The organism is Actinomycetota bacterium (assembly GCA_005774595.1).
In the GTDB taxonomy this organism is placed as follows: domain Bacteria; phylum Actinomycetota; class Coriobacteriia; order Anaerosomatales; family D1FN1-002; genus D1FN1-002.
Window position 1 is genome coordinate 1 of sequence record VAUM01000475.1, and the last position, 1,161, is coordinate 1,161.

The 1,161-nt window shown below is 75.9% G+C and carries 2 protein-coding genes; both read right to left on the bottom strand.

What is annotated here, in order from left to right; genetic code table 11:
* On the bottom strand, positions 1-285 hold a 285-nt coding region (locus tag FDZ70_11090; protein TLM65489.1), incomplete at its 3' end, for an ATP-binding cassette domain-containing protein.
* The coding region (locus FDZ70_11095; GenBank protein ID TLM65490.1) for an iron ABC transporter permease at positions 252-1,161 on the bottom strand (910 nt) is incomplete at its 5' end. The genes FDZ70_11095 and FDZ70_11090, both read right to left, overlap by 34 nt.

Sequence of the window (1,161 nt, forward strand, 5' to 3'; positions counted from 1 at the left end):
CGGCACCACCGCGATGAGCCGCGCGCGCTCGCGCGGCGTGAGCGCGTGCGCGGGGCGGCCGGCGACCTCGAGCGTGCCGACGGTGAGGCGCGCGGCGCCGGTCACCGCCCGCAGCAGCGTCGACTTGCCGGCGCCGTTGGGACCCACGAGCCCGACGAACCGGCCGGGGCGCACCTCGAGTCCGACGCCGGTCACCACCGCGCCGTCGCCGTATCCGACCGACGCGTCCGCGAAGCGCAACAGCGGCGCGTTCACCGTCCACGCCCCCCTCGGACGAGCAGCCACACGAAGAACGGGCCGCCGAGCAGCGCGGTGACGATCCCGACCGGCAGCTCGGTGGGCGCGAGCACCGTGCGCGAGGCGAGGTCCGCGAGCACCATCGCGACCGCGCCTGCGAGCATCGACGCCGGGAGCAGGCGACGGTGGTCCGGCCCGAGTACGAGCCGCACGCCGTGCGGCGTCATCAGGCCGACGAAGCCGATCAGCCCCGAGACCGACACCGCCGCGGCCGTCAGCAGCGACGCGACCGCGAGCACGAGCGCCTTGAACCGCTCCACCGGCAGGCCGAGCTGGCCAGCGCGCTCCTCGCCGAGCAGCACGAGGTTCAGCCGCCGTGCGGCGAGCAGCGCGACCGTGCCGCCGACGGCGAGCATGCCCACCACCCAGGCCACGTAGCCCCAAGTGGCGCCTTCGAGGCCGCCCATCATCCAGAAGACCACCGAGGCCATCGACTCGCGTGCGACGACCATCAGGAACGAGGTCAGCGCGGCCAGCGTGTACGAGACCGCCACGCCCGCGAGCAGCAGCGAGGTCGGCTCGACACGCCCCCGCCGCGTCGCCAGCCGGCTCACCAGCACGATCGTGGCCGCCGCGCCCGCGAACGCACCGAGCGGCACGGCGCCGACGCGCATGCCCGTCGCACCCGCCGTCAGCACGAGCACGACGGTCACGCCGAGGCCCGCGCCGGACGAGACGCCGAGGATGTACGGGTCGGCGAGCGGGTTGCGGAAGAGCGCTTGGTACAACAGGCCCGCCGCTGCGAGGCACGCGCCCACGACCGCGGCGAGGAGGACCCGCGGCAGCCTGACCGCGACGATCACCGCGTCGGTCGCGCCGGACGCCTCGCCGCGCAGCGCGCGCGCCACCGCGCCGAGCACCTGG